Genomic DNA, 16301 nt, shown 5'->3' with positions numbered 1-16301 from the left:
ATATATCATGCGTACACCTGGTTGGTTAACTACCCTTTATTGTTTTATTCTTTTAAGCAGCATTTATGTTGCCTTGCCCAATTTATTTTCATATGAACAAGTTAAAAACTCGAAATTCTTACCCGACACCCGTGTAGCACTTGGTCTTGACCTTCAAGGAGGCTCTTCTCTCCTGCTCGAAGTTGATAGCAAAACGTTAAAACGCGATCAGTTACACATAGTTTTAGGCAGTGTACGCAATGTATTGCGTGAAAAACAAATCCGCACCTCAAGTGTGCGTATCGTTGAAGATAGTATTATTGCCCTTATTTCTGATCCATCGCAAACTGAAAAAGCACTCTCTGCTTTGAAAACATTAATAACCCCCATACACAGTAGCTTTGGTACAACAGAACATAACATCACGATCAGTGCTCAAAATGAAACTCTCCGCGTCACATTAACGGAAGCTGGTATAAAAGACCGTGTAAGCAATGCTATTGAACAAAGCTTAGAAATCATCCGTCGCCGTATAGATCAAGTTGGTGTTTCAGAACCAGCCATCCAAAAGGTCGGAAATGATCGTATTATGGTCCAATTGCCCGGACTACAAGATCCAAAACAACTACGTGATCTTTTAGGAACAACCGCTAAGATGAGTTTTCATCTTGTTCCTTCTAATGTGGACCCCAATAATCCCCCTATAGGTGTTTCTATTCTTCCTGGATATACTGATGCAACACAACACTATGCAATTTATGATCAAATCGCTTTAGATGGAAATGTCCTGAAAGATGCCCGTGCAGGTTTTGACCCCCAAATACCAGGGCGTTCCATTATTTCATTTACTCTAGATTCCGCTGGTGCAAAAATATTTGCCGATATAACACGACAAAATATTAACCGTCCTTTTGCCATTGTTCTGGATAATAAGGTTTTAACCGCTCCTACCATCAATAGTGTCATTCCCAATGGACAAGGTCAAATTACAGGAAACTTTGACCCCAAAGAAGCCTCAACTCTGGCTGCTCTGCTTCGTGCTGGTTCCCTCCCCGCACCACTCACGGTCATTGAAGAGAGAACCGTAGGTCCAAATCTTGGTGCTGATGCCATCCAAATGGGACTTTACACCGGCATAATTGGCTTTATTCTTGTTGCAATTTTTATTTTTCTTCTCTACCGCATTTGGGGATTAATTGCCAATATAGCACTAGCTCTGCACACGATTTTAACATTTGCTGCACTGAGTCTTTTGGGAGCTACGCTTACGCTACCTGGTATTGCTGGTATTATTTTAGGCATCGGTATTGCCGTTGATGCTAATATTCTCATCAATGAACGTATCCGTGAAGAAAGTCGAAAAGGTGTGAGTGCTTTTGCAGCCCTAGATCGTGGATTTAAACACGCTTTTGCAACCATTGTTGATGCAAATGTTACGGCAATTATAGCGACTGTCTTACTATTTTGGTTTGGTACCGGTCCCGTTCGTGGTTTTGCCGTAACAATGTTGCTTGGTATTATCATCTCCATGTTTACAAATATCACCATTGTACGCATCATCATGATTTGGATCGTTCGTAAATGGAAAATTAAAAAATTGCATATTCACTCTGCTTTCAACATCATGCCAGAAAACACAACTTTCCACTTTATGAAAGCACGTTTCATTGGTATTGGCGTCTCAATTGTTTTATCAATGGCTTCAGTCTTTCTCTTTTTTAAGCCTGGATTGAACTTCGGAATTGATTTCATTGGCGGAAGCCAAATGAGTATTACCACGAAAGCACCAGCAGATCTAGCAACTCTGCGTTCCAAGCTTTCTACTCTTAATATTGGTGAAGTTACCTTGCAAAATATTGATAACGAAAACACCGTATTAATTCGCATGCAGAAACAAAGCGGTAGCGAAGCACAACAAACCATCGCCATTGATAAGGTCAAAACAGCTGTACAAAATATCTATCCCGATACCACATTCGATCAAATAGAAGTTGTTGGTCCCAAAATTTCAGGCGAGCTTGCCACAGCTGCTTTTACTGCTGTTATCCTTGCGGCTATTGCCATGTCTCTCTATATATGGTTACGCTTCGAATGGTTCTTTGCTATTGGAGCAATTATCACTCTCATTCTAGACACCACAAAAATGATTGGCTTTTTTGCTTTATTTCAATTTGATTTTAATTTAACGGCTATCGCTGCACTCTTAACAATTGTTGGATATTCTATAAATGATAAAGTTGTCGTCTATGATAGGATGCGCGAAAATATGCGTCTTTATAAAAAAATGCCGTTGCGCGAGCTGATTGATCTGTCAATTAATCAGGTTCTTGTACGTTGTTTTTTTACATCAGCCACAACAATTCTTGCTATGCTCCCCATGGCGATATGGGGTGGAAGTGCTGTTCATAATTTTGCATTGCCCATGGTCTTTGGGATTATTATTGCAACATCATCCTCTATCTTTATTGCTGCTCCTATTTTACTCCTGCTAGGAAATTGGTGGCGTGAGCGAAATAATCGTGCAAATACCAAAGTGAAATAAAAATGCCCTTTAATACGTATGATACATTTCGCTTCTCTTCTCATAGAAATATAGTCATTTTCATTCATTCGCTTTTTGATCAAGAATAGTAAATAATCCATGCTCCACGACACACCACTTATCACAACTATTGTTGCAGGTTTATGTTTAGCATTTCTCTTGGGAATGATTGCTAGCCGTTTGCGTATTTCACCACTTGTAGGCTATTTGTTAGCCGGTGTTATTGTGGGACCCAATACAGGCGGATTTAAAATAGATTCCGTCATCATTAATCAACTTGCTGAAATTGGTATTATTTTGCTGATGTTTGGTGTTGGGCTCCACTTTTCATTAAAAGATCTTTTATCTGTCAAAGCTATTGCTGTCCCCGCTGCTATTGCACAAATGGCATTTTCTACTTTTCTAGGTTTGTGCCTTGGTTTGATTATGGGCTGGGGCTTCGGTGGTAGTTTGATCTTCGGCCTTGCTTTATCCATAGCAAGTACTGTTATCCTTCTACGTGCTTTGCAAGAGCGTCATCTTATTGAAACAGAAAAAGGACGCATTGCCGTTGGATGGTTGATTATTGAGGATTTAGCAATGGTCCTTATACTTGTCCTCATCCCTTCCTTGGCAAGTGCCCTCAGCAACACCAAAAAAGAAGCGTTGGATCCTCTTGTTCAATGGTTGGATTTAAGTATTTGGGGTATTTTTGGTCTCACCATCCTGAAAGTGATTGTATTTATTGCACTTATGCTCGTCATTGGGCGACGCGTTATCCCATGGCTTTTAAAAATGAGCGCACAATCGGGATCACGTGAATTATTTCGTCTTAGCGTCTTTGCTATTGCATTAGGAGTGGCTTTTGGAGCCGCTCATTTATTTGGTGTTTCTCTTTCTCTTGGTGCTTTTTTTGCTGGTATGGTCATGAGCGAATCAGAATTAAGCCACCGTGCCGCGGAAGAATCTTTACCACTGCGCGATGCTTTTTCTGTTCTCTTTTTTGTTTCTGTAGGCATGTTATTTGACCCAGAGAAACTCTTAACTCATTTTTTTCCTCTCTTAGCAACCTTATTCATTATCGTAATCGGAAAATCTGCTGTTGCCTTTTTCATCGTTAAGGCTTTTCGCTATTCTAATGCAACAGCTTTGACTATTTCTGCAAGCCTTGCCCAAATCGGAGAATTTTCCTTTATCCTTGCTGGTTTAAGTTTAAGCTTAGGACTTTTAAACAATGACGCTCATGATTTAATTCTTGGAGGAGCAATTTTTTCTATTTTGCTCAATCCTCTTGTTTTCATTGCCTGTAATAAAATTAAAAAACGTCTAGAAAAAAATTCTGCATCTTCACAAAATACCCAAACAATTATTGATATTGATCCACAAGATCCTGACCAAGATTTTTTGCCGATGACCTTAAAAAATAGCCATATCGTAATTATTGGCTATGGTCGTATTGGTAAGTGTGTTGCATTATCTTTAATAAATAGAGGTAAACCTATAGTGATCGTAGAAGAATCAAAACGCCTCTCTGATAAAGCGATTGCAGATGGCTTTGAGGCTATTTGCGGCAATATCATTCAACAAGAAATAATGAACGCAGCAAATATAAGTAATGCAGATAAAGTTGTTATTACAATGCTAAGCACCATTGAAGTAGGAGAATGTATCGTTAATATAAGGAATATGAAGAAAGATATCCAGATAATCACACATGCATTATCCGACATAGAAACAACATATCTCATTGATTTAGGTGCTGATGTTGTAGTAACGGATAATGAAGAAATTGCCAATGGCATCATAGAGTATATAATGGAACGAAGATCTGTACAGAATATGCTCAATCATGAAAATTTACAGAAAACATAAAATGGATAAAGAATCGTGAAAATAAAGCAGTTTATATGGCCATTGATTGGTATCTTAGCAATGCTGATATCTATTCGGATTCTTTATATGAAACTCTCTGCCATTTCATTTGGGGATGTATTGGAGCGCTTGAGCGATTTAAATGCACAGCACTGGTTATTAGCCTGCTTATGTTCTCTCCTAGCTTATGCTGCTCTTGCTGGATATGATCGAATTGCCTTGCAACATCTAGGCCATAAAATTTCTTGGGTTTTTATCGCTATATGTTCATTTACAACCTACGCTCTTTCACACAATATCGGTGCTTCAGTTTTTTCTGGTGCCGTTGTGCGCTATCGTGCCTATAAAATAAAAGGATTAAACGGAACAGAAATCGCAATATTAGTAGGTTTCTGCTCTTTTACTTTTGTAATCGGCACAGTCTTACTTTTGGGAATCGTTTTGGTGCTACAACCCGAAATTATCACCCTCATTCATAAAGAACTTCCTGAATGGCTAGGAACAACGGTTGGAGCAATTTTACTCAGCTGTATAGCACTTTATACGTTTGGCAGCTGGCTTCAGTTAAAACCCTTACGCTTGGGTAAGAAAATTCAACTTTCCTATCCACGGCTAAAAATTGTTATTCAACAGCTTCTCATTAGCCCTTTAGAGCTTTTAGGAGCAGCAGGAATTATATATGCTGTTCTCCCACACAACGCAGATATTCATTTTATCTCTGTTCTTGGTGTTTTCCTAGCATCTTTTACGATAACTCTTCTCTCCAATGCTCCAGCAGGAGGAGTAGGAGTTCTTGAAGCTCTCTTCATAACAGGCATGCCCAATATAAATCCAACCGATGTTATTGCAGCACTTATTGTCTTTAGAATGTTTTATTTGATTATACCGCTTATCATTTCATTATTTGTGGTCGCCATTTTTGAAGCGCATCAATACTGGAAAAGAGCCCCCAAAACACCTCCTGAATAAATAAAAGGCTATCAACTACTTCTTTTTTGTGTGCCTATAAAGGATTATCATCCATGCTAATCGATTGTATATGTAAATTAATACAATCATTATTTTTATTTATCTTTTTTACATTGAAACTTGAAGGTCCCCTTTTATAAGAATCTTACTTTACGAAAAATATAGAAATATTTATCTATTTTCCTTCAAAAAAACTCCCATAAACTTGAATATTAAAAGTACTATTTTATTATGTAATCGATTTTTATGTTGGATAAAGCACATCATTGCAAAAAACAAATACTCAAATTTAAAAACCTCTATCTGAAAATAACTTCATTTTATTATTTAAAAAAGAAAAATTATATAAATCAAGAATACTTAAAGAACCCTTTTAATAAAAGAATTTTTTCTAAACGATCATATAAAAATACAAGGAAAAACTTTACAAAACTTTCATCTCTCAAAAATATAGGAATAATGTGTATACATATTGTGTCACGCTTTTGTTTGTCACGTTCTTTAATAGAATCAAGCCTCTCAAAGAAAAAACACCATCGTGTTGCCAATTTACATACCTTTTTTAAGAAACCTCTCTCAGTGCTCTTCCCCATTACACAATAACGCCCGTAAATGGATAATAGTAAAGCCATTGTTGCACCATCATCTTTATACTTAATAAAAGAGCAAGCCTGCACCATTATACTATTTTTCCAATGTTGTGATAACTTTTAACGCTTAAGAACTTTAATAAGAATCATTTTTATGCTTTTCTTTAATAGTCTTTATCCACACATTAATCCCATTTATAATGCACAAATAAATGAGTTTAATTAATTCATTATAAGAGAGATTAAAACAAAAGAAGTTTATGGCAGTAAAGTTTTCTCAAACAAAGAATAATTAATTATTATAAATCAATATATTATAATGATTCTGAGCAGCTTTCTTAATGTTTATATTTTTAACGGTTAAGCTAACGGAAAGACAGTATAACGTAACCGCACGGTTTAATATTCTAAAACTTAAAGCCCTATTAAAGCTTATTTTCTGTCGTTTAGCAGGTATTAGCTTTAAACCATTAAACTGATCTAATTTTATTCCTGTTATGTCCAGCTAACTACTTTGTTTTATCTTGATTCACCCTCTTGGAATACTGATGATTATTACAGAGATCTTTTGTTTAAGTGGGAGAGTTATCAAAAAATATCCACGCTGCTGACACAACTAAAGTGTAAAGTTTCTTCTATCTTTAAACAATATGCTAAAAATCCAAAAAAATTTAGTCAATTTATATTAAAAGAAGTGAAAACTGTTGATTTTTATACCCCTTTAAATAGCACAATTGTCGGTAAGAAACTTCTCCTTACCAATTGCGATTAAAAAAAACAATACGCATTAAAAGATCTTTAAATGTCCTTTGAAGTTCTTTAAGCCCCTAAAAGTACAACACCCGATGACTAAGCTATATCGACAATCTTCACTTTTAAACAAATGCATATGGGGAAATCCTACTCCCCAATTTTATTTAGCAACTCGTACCTTAAAAAAATTTACGCAATCAATAAGTTGTTTACGGTATAAAATCGAATGGTGGGTGATGAGGGGATCGAACCCACGACCCGCTGATTAAGAGTCAGCTGCTCTACCGACTGAGCTAATCACCCATAAGCTTCTCAAAAGATGAGAATGAGCATTTCTATAACGCTCCTAAGGATGGATGTCCAGATATTTTGTTGTTTGTTATATAGACTCATTGTCTGTAAGATTAAAAATATGATATTCACCACTTGATCTTATATAAAAATAAACCCATTATAAGGAACTTTCTAAATAAATGTTCTGATTGTTATACAGAACCTATAGTTGGAGGATTATCGAGTATAATGCCCGAGCAAAATTTAGAGGAATCTTCTTGTGGTTGTAAGCGGGATGGGGCATCGTTTTGTTTTATCAATAATCACATGCATTCAAGCAATATTTTGCTGTTTTTTTCGTTGAATATAAGTTTTTTTACATTCAATGTTCATGATCCAATATACGAATAAAAGCCTATGAATTTTTTTTGTCAATCGCGCGCTTTTAAGCTTCTAAAAGGTAAGGAATGATGGAATGGATCACTGATCCCCATGCGTGGTTTGGTTTGATCACGCTGGTTTTTCTCGAAATTGTTTTAGGAATAGATAACCTTATCTTTATTGCAATTTTAGCTGAAAAATTGCCACTGCATTTGCGTGACCGCGCACGCTTTCTAGGTCTTACTTTAGCATTAATTATGCGGCTTTTCCTTCTTACAGTTATTGGATGGGTTATGAGACTCGATAGGGTAATTCTTTCACTTTCATCTTTTGTATTTAGTTGGCATAGCTTTATTTTAATCGGTGGTGGAGCCTTTTTGCTAGCAAAGGGAACGTTAGAATTACATGAAAGGTTAGAAGGGGTATCACATGAAAGAAAAACAGGCGTTGCTTATGCTGTTTTTTGGCAAGTAATTGTTCAAATCGTGGTGCTGGATGCCGTTTTTTCACTAGACAGTATTATTACCGCAACAGGTATGATTGCAAAAGAGCAGGCAACAGTTATGTATATCGCAGTCATATCTGCTATGGGAGTAATGATGTGCGGATCTGGTGTTCTTATGCGTTTTATTAATCGTCATCCCACTATTGTAATCCTCTGTCTTGGTTTTTTGATGATGATTGGTTTTACTCTCATTGTTGAAGGATTTGGTTTTCATATTCCAAAAGGGTATTTGTATGCTGCTATTGGTTTTTCTGTTCTCATCGAAGCTTTTAATCAAATTGGACGTCGTAACCGTGAAAAAATGATTAAAACGAATGATCTACGCAGTAGAACAGCTGATGCTGTTTTGAGGCTCTTAGGAGGAGGAAGTAAAGATAGTCACCTTGCTGAGACTGTAGATGTTATTGCGGAACAGGCCGCAGCTTCTGAGTTGTTTAGACCAGAAGAAAAGGAGATGATTCGTGGTGTTCTCGATTTAGCTGATCGCCCTGTTCGCTCTATCATGTCGCCACGTAATGAGATTGAGTGGTTAGATTTAAATGCTGATGAAAATGAAATGCGTGAAGAATTACAAAAGGTTAAACATAGCCGCTTAATTCTTGCGCGTGAAAAAGTAGATGAATTTGTTGGCGTTGCATTGACAAAAGATCTTCTTTTGAATTTGGCTGAGGGGGAAAAGATTAATTGGAAAAAAGCTATGCGAGAACCCTTCGTTGTTCATGAAAATACAAGTGTTTTACGATTGATGGAGCAATTACGTCATTCTTCGATTCAGCTTGCAATTATTGTTGATGAGCATGGATCTTTTGAAGGAATTGCAACACCAACTGATATTCTTGAAGCTATTGCAGGAGACTTTCCTGATGACGATGAAGCACTCATGATCGCAGAACGACTTGAAAATGGCAGTCTTCTTGTTGAGGGATATGCTGATATCCGCCGTTTAAGTGGTTATCTTGGGCGTAACCTTGTGGATGAAGCAGATCGTTATACGACTCTGGCAGGCTTTATGCTTTGGCAGTTTGGTCATTTACCAAATGAGGGAGAAAGTTTTGAAACTGATGGTTTACACTTTAAAGTGATTGAAATGGAACGCCGAAACATATCTAAAATCCTTATTTCTCCAATTGTCTTACCAGAAAAAAGCTAATTCTTTTTATAAGCAAGATGAATAAAAAGATTTTTTTATGATTAAAAATTGAAAAGAATAAGAAGTTGATGACTTAATTGCATTTCACTATTTCTATATTTTTTAAGCGTAAAGTAATGAACATACAAAAGTTATGTTATCAATAAACTTTCCATTATAAAAATTTCCATTGATGATTTACAAAAAGCTGTAAGAGAAAAAATGATGAAAAATTATTTGTCAATGGTCATTAATCTCAAAAATTATGAATATATACAACATATTGATTTATAATAATTATTTATTATAATATTAGCTTCACATCAAGAAATCATCTTTCAAACATCAGATTTCCGCTAATGGATAGAACTCCGCCATTGTTGGGTTCACTCAACTGATAATGGCAGCGTTAAACTAGATTCTGGTTCCTATAATTTTTTGAGATCTTCTTGATATTTCTTATCTTTTGTTTCGATAAATTTAGCTATTTTTTTCCTTCCAAGAATGAAGCTCCACCTCTCTGGAAAGCTCTTATTAAGAACTTTGTTTTTCTTCCACATGGCTCATATTTTTTGCTACTTTTGCAATTAAAGTGTAGCTGAGTTTCTTAGATTTCACCACTTCTTTGGCTAAAGCCAATGCACGTTCAAGATGAATCTTTTGGGTATTTTCATCAAAGCCTAAATGATCCCCTGCACTGAAACTTTGATAATAAGATTGTAAGGTTGCAACATCACCCAATAAAGCCAGTGCACTAATATGCAGTAGCTATAATCTGCATCATCTATCTTGATAACCTTATGTGCCTCAACTTCACTCTTTTGCCAAGGTAGTGCTCCATATCTGGAATAAAAGCATTTATGAAGATCAATTTTTTCCATCACCCATTTCAAGACATAATCAAGCTCTAATTTCAACCAATCCGCATATATTTCTTCTTCACAAACTCTCAACCACTTTTTATCAAAGTCAAATTTTAAATCTTGTAAGTGCTGAGAATTGATAGGGGTCAATTACCATGCAGGCAGCAGCTAAAATACCAGTACTAATCGAAAATCCAACATCAAATTGCGGATAACCTTTGATAATTGCGTCATTATAAAGAACTTGTACTTCACGATCTAGTAGTTGATAACGTGCTGAATAATTATCTACCTCTTTAATTTTCTCAACAGACCAATCAAGATTTTTGAAGAGCGCTGTTGCACTCTCCATGGCTAAAAAATTCTTTGCTCTACCTGAAAAAAGGTTGTATCCATATCAAAAGTCAAAAGCAAAACAGCTTTCTGCAAATAAAATTGATAACGCCGTATAAGAGAAGAATCTTATCAATAAGGTCTTTGGTGATTTCTTTTGCAACGTCTAAACGAGATGAAATCTTATCATTAAAAAAAACAACAAAGTCAATAGTTTGTGTGAAATTATTTTATATGAATTCCATTTAGAATTCACACTTTATACGTGATTCAATTGACCATTTTTTATAAACAATTGCCATGTATGAATAGACTATAAAAAGCAAATTATGATGCAAGTGTTATAAGGCATGTAAACATTCAAATGAAGTAAAAAGCAGCTATCATTCATAACAGTTCATAAATTTTATGATACGTTTTTATCACACACAAATCGCATTGTTAAAAACGTAATCGTTTGGAATTATCGATAACATAAATTGCATACGCTTAAAGAATAGTATGGGTTTTACTTTTTTTTGAGCGAAACCTTAAAAGAAATAATCATTTGAAGCTATCATAAGATAGATTTTAATTCATTAAGAACACATAAAAGGATTTAAAGACAAGTCGATTTTAAAGCGGGGCTTACTAAAAAAGTTAGTAAATGACAAGCTGGCATTATATAGATAGTATCATCACAACAGATAATAAAATTGATAATGTTATGTCTTATGAAATCAAAAGTCTTTTAATGATATAACGCAAGCAAACAAGCAAAAAACGTTTTAAAAGAGGCATTTTGATAATGTGCTTTGTTTCAAATGCCCCCTCAAAAATGAAGGCGTTATTCTTAATACGTTTTATAACCATAAACAAAGTGTTTATAGGTTCTGTAATTCAAATGAGTGATTAAAAATCATATCTGTCATTTATGTTCCTTTTGATAAGTTTTAATCAATAAAATAGAGCGCTTGCAATATGATACGTTTTGTATATATGCATCCATTATTGATTTCTTTTGTATGATCTGTAGCACCTCTATTTAAAAGCCGCGTCATATCACTTGGCACGGCTTTCCTTTTTAAATTCTCTCTTTTATGATGCGTTTATAACCATCAAAAAGGCGCTCTCCACGCATGTCATTTATTCTTTTTATCAATCTTGATAACGTTATCGCTTTCATAAACCTCACAATTTATGGGAACCGAATATAAATCGCTATGTCTTTTTATTCTTGCATTGCCATATACATTACCTCTAATCACGAAATAACCAGAGATCTTGGCATTGCCATAAACCTTGGCATACTAACAACAGCATGATCATAAACTTCGGCATTGCTATGAATAGTGCAATCATTACTATAGCTGCACAAGATAGCATGTGAGGAGCAAGAGATATATTCCCAATTTTGCCAAACGTAAAGAACATACTCCCCCACCATAATTAGCGCTAGCTATATAAGAAAGTTGATTAAAGGTAAACAATCCCTTATCCAATATAACTGGCAATATTGGTGTATAGAGAAATTTCCCGATACCCATTCTCAAAACCATAATAACCATACCGAATACAGCGTTTTGAAATAATTCAAATCTTGACGATTATTTTTATCCCTATTATTATTCCTTTAACTGGTGATATTCCTCATCCGCGTTCCATTTCACCATAACAGCCTTTAGCTCCCAAATAGAATAAAAGCAAATTTAGCTATCTATTTTAATGCTCAAAACAATATATTTAGCTATCTACTATCAATATCGCCAGATCAATTATACAATAACATATTGAATTAAATGTATTTTTATGTTATATATGTTTATAGTTAAATTGAAAGCATATTTAGATAATCTTGCTTTTTTATCTCGATATTCAAAATGACTAATCGAAAAATTATATACGCAGCCGTAAATTTTACTTCTCTTAAAATCATTTGCTTATTCGCTATAAAACTTAATAAACAAATCAAATGACCATTTTCATAAAAGAGGAAATTGGCTTCTTTTTAGGTAATATTGTTATTTAGGATGATATGAAGTTGAAGAATTTGGTGCACCCGACAGAATTCGAATCTGTGACCTCTGCCTTCGGAGGGCAGCGCTCTATCCAGCTGAGCTACGGGTGCTTCAAACTGATTATTAAAATCAGTTATGGTCTTTTAACCAATCATACTCTTAGCTTCAATGCTAAATTATCATTTTAATAAAAAATTACTTGTTTGTAACTTATCTAACAACGCACTCCTCTTACTTTTCAATGATACTTTACCTTGAAATAACTTCTCTTTATTCAATGCTCTTTTTATTATAAAAAGAGCTTTTGTTACAACTTCAAAACTCTCAAAAATAAGTTACAACATACATTATAAATATCAGGATAATTTTTTAATGACTACATTACCAAGTCGCTTTCATTTTATTTCCGCAGAAACTGAGGACGCTATCAAAGCTACCCATAAATTAATTTCCGTTTATGGTCATTCTTCTCTGGAAGAAACTGATATTGTTGTTGCAATCGGTGGTGATGGGACAATGTTACAAACCGTACGAGACGTCATGAACACAGGCAAACCTATTTATGGTATGAATCAAGGTTCTGTAGGATTTCTTATGAATGAATTTCATGAAAAAAAATTGCCCAATCGTATTGCTGTCGCACATAAAAAAGAAATTCATCCCCTGCGCATGATTGCAAAATCTGAATGTCAAGATTCTATCGAGGCGCTTGCAATTAATGAAGTATCCCTCTTTCGGCAATCTTATCAAGCCGCAAAAATTCGCATCACCATTGATAACAACGTACGCATGGAACAATTAAGTTGTGATGGTGTTCTCGTCGCTACACCAGCTGGATCGACCGCCTATAATTTATCAGCACAAGGACCTATCTTACCTCTTATGGCCCCCCTTATGGCACTCACTCCCGTTAGTCCTTTTCGCCCTCGGCGTTGGCATGGAGCTTTGCTTCCCAATACAGTAATAGTGCGCTTTGATATGCTTGAACCTGACAAACGCCCTGTCAACGCTGCTGCAGATAATATTGAAGTTAAATCTGTTCATTCAGTTACTATTTCAATGGCAACAGAAGTAACAGCTTCAATCCTTTTTGACTCAAATCATTCATGGGATGAGCGCATTTTATCAGAACAATTTCGCTATTAATGATTGTATTATGCGTTTTATATGTATATGATTGTTATAGTTAGTTTTTTTGTGAAAACATCTTAACACTTTTTAAGAGTGTAGAATATTGGTTATAATCATCATTTAGATAGCGCAGTTAAAATCACAGAGCAATTGATAAAAAAATGATACCATCTTTAAACAGTTTTGATGATTTAGGTCTTTCCGCAAAGGTTATTAATGCGGTGAAATCAGCGGGATATACAACTCCAACACCTATTCAAAGTGAAACAATTCCGCATGTCCTTCAAAGAAAAGACGTTTTAGGAATCGCCCAAACGGGAACAGGTAAAACCGCTTCTTTCGTATTGCCTATGCTCACTCTCCTTGAAAAAGGTCGTGCAAGAGCACGAATGCCCCGTACGCTCATCTTAGAACCAACACGGGAAATTGCAGCTCAAGTTGAAGAAAATTTCGATAAATACGGAATAAATCATCGTTTAAATGTTGCTCTTTTGATTGGTGGAGTTTCTTTTGAACTCCAAGATCGCAAACTTGAACGGGGAGCTGATGTTCTTATCGCAACACCAGGGCGCCTTCTTGATCATTGCGAGCGCGGTAAACTGCTCCTGATGGGCGTTGAAATCCTTGTTATTGATGAAGCGGATCGCATGTTGGATATGGGCTTTATTCCTGATATTGAACGCATCTGTAAGCTAACTCCTTTTACGCGTCAAACTTTGTTCTTTTCTGCAACAATGGCGCCAGAAATTACAAAACTAACGAAACAATTTTTACATTCTCCTGTATCTGTTGAAGTTACAAAAGCATCCTCAACCGCAACCACAATTACACAACGGCTCGTCAAATCTGGAAGTAAGTCATGGGATAAAAGAGCTGTTTTGCGAGAACTTATTCATAATGAAGGTGCTGAGCTTCAAAACGCTATTATTTTCTGTAATCGAAAAAGAGATATCTCTGAACTTTTTAGATCTCTCGTCAGGCATAATTTTAGTGTAGGTGCACTTCATGGAGATATGGACCAATACTCGCGCATGAGCACATTGGCCGATTTTAAAGACAATAAACTCACACTTCTTGTTGCATCTGATGTTGCCGCCCGTGGACTTGATATCCCAGCTGTAAGTCATGTATTTAACTATGATGTTCCTACACATGCTGAAGACTATATCCATCGAATTGGTCGTACAGGGCGTGCAAATCGTAGCGGAAAAGCTTTTACAATTGTCACAAAAGCTGATCAAAAATATATCAATGCCATTGAGGAAATGAGTAATGAAAAAATTGAATGGCTCAATGGAGATCTCTCAACTTTAATAGCCGATGATCAAACAGAAGATATTGTTGTAAAGAAAAAATCTTCAAAATCATCAAAGAAAACTGCTCAAAAAGAGCCTGTTGCTCACACTAAAAAATCTGTAGAAGAGAATAAAACAGAATATATCAAAAATGCAAATAATAAAGAGAAGCCATCTGAGCAACAACGCCCACGAAAAAATAAGAATTACACGCCCCTTGGATTTGGTGATGATATTCCTGCTTTCATGCTTATAAAAACGTGTAAATAAACCCGTTCTTTACTCTCTTTAAGAGTAAAATGAACGAAATGCTTTTAAAAAAGCCGCTCTTATTTCCTAGAGAGTCTTTCTGCTACCTTTTCACGTCCCAAGAGCGGCAAAATTTTTCCCATTTCAGGTCCATGATCCATCCCAGTAAGTGCCTGACGTAATGGCATAAACAAAGCTTTCCCACTACGTCCTGTTTTTTCTTTTAATTCTGTTGTCCAAATTTTCCAACTTTCCTCATTCAAAGCACCTTCAGGTAAGAAATCGAGTGATTGGCGCACAAAAGCACGATCCTCTAGTGCCACTGTATCAAAATTCTGTTCATCATGAATGATTTTCCACCACAAAACAGCATCATTGACTTTATTAATATTACTTCTTATCGCGTTCCAGAAATATTCCGCCTTATCTCCCTCAATAGAAAGTTTTTTAAGGCGCATTTTTACTTCCTCATAGTTTAACTCATGGACAAGATGACTATTCAAAGCAAGAAGATCAGCAATATCAAATTTTGCAACGGATCTTGACGTATCTTGGAGATTAAAATGCTCTAAAAGCGCTGCTTGATTGGGATAGGGATGCACATTTTGCGATGTCCCAATCAAAACGGCAAGGCATTGAACAGCTATAGATTCAAATCCTTCTTCCCGTAGAGAACGAATAGAAAGATCATTGTTACGTTTTGAAAGTCCTTTTCCTAAAACTGTCGCCAATAAATTGATATGACCAAAAACCGGTAATTCTGCATTAAGAGCTTTAAAAAGAGCAATTTGAGCGCCTGTATTTGTAATATGATCATCCCCACGAATAATATGCGTAATAGCCATATCTACATCATCAACAACAGACGGCAATGTATAAAGATAGCTTCCATCTTCACGAATGAGAACAGGATCTGAAAGAGAAGCCAAATCAATCGTCTGCTTTCCCTTTACTGCATCATTCCAACAAACTGCTGTTCGCTTTGTTTGTAGAGGATCATTTTCAAAATTAGGGAGAAGAAAACGCCAATGGGGTTTACGACCTTGTGATTCAAAGTTTTTTTTCTCTTCTGCTGTCAATTTTAATGCTGCACGGTCATAAATAGGAGGCAATTTGCGTGAAAGCTGGATTTTACGACGCCGTTCTAATTCTTCTGCAGTCTCATAACAGGGATAAAGAAGCCCGCGTTGTTTGAGAATTTCCGCAACTTCATCATATCGATTAAATCGCTTAGATTGGTAATAAATTGCATCTGGTTGAATACCAAGCCATTCAAGGTCAACAGCAATAGCATCGATATATTCTTGTTTAGAACGTTCAACATCTGTATCATCATAGCGCAAGATAAATGCTCCATTATGCGCTTGCGCATAAAGCCAATTGAAAAGCGCAATACGGATATTGCCAATATGAATATAACCTGTTGGAGAGGGAGCAAAACGAACTTTAACCATAAAATAA

General features: G+C 35.8%; 11 protein-coding genes and 2 tRNA genes. 6 read left to right on the top strand and 7 right to left on the bottom strand.

Features of this window, described 5'->3' with window-relative positions:
* Positions 1 to 7 precede the first annotated feature (7 nt).
* The 3 genes from secD (at position 8) to ACFIKY_RS06020 (ending at position 5341) form a co-directional block, all read left to right on the top strand.
* Complete coding sequence (gene secD, locus ACFIKY_RS06030; RefSeq protein ID WP_375644680.1) at positions 8 to 2521, top strand: protein translocase subunit SecD; 2514 nt, start codon at positions 8 to 10, stop codon at positions 2519 to 2521.
* Positions 2522 to 2620: 99 nt separating this feature from the next.
* The gene (gene ybaL / locus ACFIKY_RS06025; protein ID WP_375656205.1) at positions 2621 to 4372 is read left to right on the top strand and encodes a YbaL family putative K(+) efflux transporter; all 1752 of its coding nucleotides are present in this window, start codon (positions 2621 to 2623) and stop codon (positions 4370 to 4372) included.
* Positions 4373 to 4387: 15 nt separating this feature from the next.
* Entirely contained in the window at positions 4388 to 5341 is a 954-nt protein-coding gene (locus ACFIKY_RS06020) for a YbhN family protein (RefSeq protein WP_375661547.1), read from the top strand.
* Positions 5342 to 5691: 350 nt separating this feature from the next.
* Here ACFIKY_RS06020 and ACFIKY_RS06015 read toward each other — a convergent pair whose 3' ends face one another.
* Positions 5692 to 6021, bottom strand: coding sequence for a hypothetical protein (locus ACFIKY_RS06015; protein WP_375661546.1), 330 nt, complete (start codon positions 6019 to 6021; stop codon positions 5692 to 5694).
* An 890-nt stretch (positions 6022 to 6911) separates the two neighbouring features.
* Positions 6912 to 6987, bottom strand: a tRNA-Lys gene (locus ACFIKY_RS06010).
* Positions 6988 to 7424: 437 nt separating this feature from the next.
* Between ACFIKY_RS06010 and ACFIKY_RS06005 the strand changes: the two genes are divergently transcribed.
* Positions 7425 to 8993, top strand: a complete 1569-nt coding sequence (locus tag ACFIKY_RS06005; protein ID WP_375661545.1) for a TerC family protein — start codon at positions 7425 to 7427, stop codon at positions 8991 to 8993.
* A gap of 513 nt (positions 8994 to 9506) precedes the next feature.
* Here ACFIKY_RS06005 and ACFIKY_RS06000 read toward each other — a convergent pair.
* The 4 genes from ACFIKY_RS06000 to ACFIKY_RS05985 all read right to left on the bottom strand — a co-directional run bounded on the left by ACFIKY_RS06000 (position 9507) and on the right by ACFIKY_RS05985 (position 12275).
* Entirely contained in the window at positions 9507 to 9731 is a 225-nt protein-coding gene (locus tag ACFIKY_RS06000) for a DUF6990 domain-containing protein (RefSeq protein ID WP_375647419.1), read from the bottom strand.
* A gap of 210 nt (positions 9732 to 9941) precedes the next feature.
* Complete coding sequence (locus ACFIKY_RS05995) at positions 9942 to 10187, bottom strand: hypothetical protein (protein WP_375647407.1); 246 nt, start codon at positions 10185 to 10187, stop codon at positions 9942 to 9944.
* A gap of 1324 nt (positions 10188 to 11511) precedes the next feature.
* Positions 11512 to 11694 (bottom strand): YbfB/YjiJ family MFS transporter, encoded by a 183-nt coding sequence (locus tag ACFIKY_RS05990; protein ID WP_375636341.1) that lies wholly within the window; start codon positions 11692 to 11694, stop codon positions 11512 to 11514.
* 504 nt (positions 11695 to 12198) lie between these two features.
* Positions 12199 to 12275, bottom strand: a tRNA-Arg gene (locus ACFIKY_RS05985).
* A gap of 262 nt (positions 12276 to 12537) precedes the next feature.
* Here ACFIKY_RS05985 and ACFIKY_RS05980 point away from each other — a divergent pair.
* Together ACFIKY_RS05980 and ACFIKY_RS05975 are read left to right on the top strand one after the other, a co-directional pair.
* Positions 12538 to 13311: an NAD kinase gene (locus ACFIKY_RS05980; RefSeq protein ID WP_012755068.1), complete on the top strand. Its 774-nt coding sequence runs from the start codon at positions 12538 to 12540 to the stop codon at positions 13309 to 13311.
* Positions 13312 to 13457: 146 nt separating this feature from the next.
* A complete protein-coding gene (locus ACFIKY_RS05975; protein ID WP_375636301.1) occupies positions 13458 to 14861 on the top strand; it encodes a DEAD/DEAH box helicase in 1404 nt (467 codons plus the stop codon).
* A gap of 59 nt (positions 14862 to 14920) precedes the next feature.
* On the opposite strand, the gene gltX is transcribed toward ACFIKY_RS05975, so the two are convergent.
* Positions 14921 to 16294 (bottom strand): glutamate--tRNA ligase, encoded by a 1374-nt coding sequence (gene gltX, locus ACFIKY_RS05970; RefSeq protein ID WP_375636300.1) that lies wholly within the window; start codon positions 16292 to 16294, stop codon positions 14921 to 14923.
* Between the last annotated feature and the right edge of the window lie 7 nt (positions 16295 to 16301).

It is taken from the genome of Bartonella sp. CR127HXZ, from assembly GCF_042194555.1.
GTDB classification, from domain to species: Bacteria; Pseudomonadota; Alphaproteobacteria; order Rhizobiales; family Rhizobiaceae; genus Bartonella; species Bartonella grahamii.
The sequence above is the reverse complement of the archived record's forward strand: the minus strand, read 5'-3'. Positions and strand labels throughout refer to the sequence as shown.

Coding starts and splice junctions, on each gene's coding strand:
- secD (WP_375644680.1), top strand. CDS start 8: ATGCGTACACCTGGTTGGTTAACTACCCTTTATTGTTTTATTCTTTTA.
- ybaL (WP_375656205.1), top strand. CDS start 2,621: ATGCTCCACGACACACCACTTATCACAACTATTGTTGCAGGTTTATGT.
- ACFIKY_RS06015 (WP_375661546.1), bottom strand. CDS start 6,021: ATGGTGCAGGCTTGCTCTTTTATTAAGTATAAAGATGATGGTGCAACA.
- ACFIKY_RS06005 (WP_375661545.1), top strand. CDS start 7,425: ATGATGGAATGGATCACTGATCCCCATGCGTGGTTTGGTTTGATCACG.
- ACFIKY_RS05995 (WP_375647407.1), bottom strand. CDS start 10,187: ATGGAGAGTGCAACAGCGCTCTTCAAAAATCTTGATTGGTCTGTTGAG.
- ACFIKY_RS05990 (WP_375636341.1), bottom strand. CDS start 11,694: ATGGGTATCGGGAAATTTCTCTATACACCAATATTGCCAGTTATATTG.
- ACFIKY_RS05980 (WP_012755068.1), top strand. CDS start 12,538: ATGACTACATTACCAAGTCGCTTTCATTTTATTTCCGCAGAAACTGAG.
- ACFIKY_RS05975 (WP_375636301.1), top strand. CDS start 13,458: ATGATACCATCTTTAAACAGTTTTGATGATTTAGGTCTTTCCGCAAAG.
- gltX (WP_375636300.1), bottom strand. CDS start 16,294: ATGGTTAAAGTTCGTTTTGCTCCCTCTCCAACAGGTTATATTCATATT.